The organism is Mycobacterium sp. TH-M106 (assembly GCF_057473765.1).
Map to the genome: position 1 here is coordinate 1 of NZ_JBYCLE010000637.1, position 1,376 is coordinate 1,376.

General features: G+C 70.8%; 2 protein-coding genes. Both read left to right on the forward strand.

The window, feature by feature from the left end:
- The coding region (locus AC2VOP_RS21390) for a serine/threonine-protein kinase (RefSeq protein WP_486962828.1) at positions 1-1,082 on the forward strand (1,082 nt) is incomplete at its 5' end.
- The coding region (locus AC2VOP_RS21395) for a protein kinase domain-containing protein (protein WP_486962829.1) at positions 1,079-1,376 on the forward strand (298 nt) is incomplete at its 3' end. The genes AC2VOP_RS21390 and AC2VOP_RS21395, both read left to right, overlap by 4 nt.

The following is a 1,376-nucleotide window of genomic DNA, read 5'->3' on the forward strand; positions in this document are numbered from 1 at the left end:
ACCCCGGCATCGCCAGCGTGCACGACTACGGCGAGACCGAGATGGACGGCGAAGGCCGCACCGCCTATCTGGTGATGGAACTGGTCAACGGTGAGCCACTCAGCTCGGTGCTCAAACGCACCGGGAAACTCTCTCTGCGGCACGCGCTGGACATGTTGGAGCAGACCGGGCGCGCCCTTCAGGTCGCCCACAGCGCCGGGTTGGTGCACCGCGACGTCAAGCCGGGCAACATCATGATCACCCCCTCCGGGCAGGTGAAAATCACCGACTTCGGCATCGCCAAAGCCGTCGACGCTGCCCCGGTGACGCAGACCGGCATGGTGATGGGCACCGCTCAGTACATCGCCCCGGAGCAGGCGCTGGGCCAGGACGCCACCGCGGCCAGCGATGTCTACTCACTGGGAGTTGTTGGTTACGAAGTGCTCTCGGGGCGACGACCGTTCGGCGGCGACGGTGCCCTGACCGTCGCGATGAAGCACATCAAAGAGCCACCACCACCGCTGCCGGCGGAGTTACCGCCCAACGTCCGTGAACTCATCGAGCTAACCCTGACCAAAAACCCGGGAATGCGCTACCGCAGCGGCGGCCCGTTCGCCGATGCCGTCGCCGCGGTCCGTGCCGGGCAGCGGCCTCCGCGGCCCCACCCGGCGCCGCCATCCCACCGGGCTGTCCCGCCCCTTGCTTCGACCCGCGCCGCAGCCAACGCCAGCGCCCGGCACGTCCGGCCCACCCGGCCCGCCACTGCTGGTCAGCGGCCGCTGTCGGCGCGCCAAAAGTTCTCGGCCGGCCAGCGCGCGCTGCTGTGGGCTGCGGGGGTGCTGGGAACGTTGGCGATCATCATCGCGGTGCTGATCGTGGTCAATGCCGAGGATCCCGGTACGCGGCACCTCCCCAGTGCCCCGACCGTCACCGACACGGTGCCCGCGACCAGCGCACCTTCCGGCGGTCCGCGCACCCCCGCGCCGCCGGCCCATCCGTCGGCCCGCACCGACCGCAGCGGATCCGCCGGCGCCGGCGTGCAGCCGGGCTGGCCCGCCCCGAGCCGTGCCGTGCGCGCGGCACGATACGAGACACCGCGATGACGACGCCGCAGCGGCTGTCCGACCGCTACGAGCTCGGCGAAATCCTCGGCTTCGGTGGCATGTCGGAGGTTCACCTGGCCCGCGACACCCGACTGCACCGCGACGTGGCGGTCAAGGTGTTGCGTGCGGACCTGGCTCGCGACCCCAGCTTCTACCTACGGTTCCGGCGGGAGGCGCAGAACGCGGCGGCCCTGAACCACCCGGCCATCGTCGCGGTCTACGACACCGGCGAGGCGGACACACCCGCGGGCCCGCTGCCCTACATCGTCATGGAGTACGTCAACGGCGTCACCC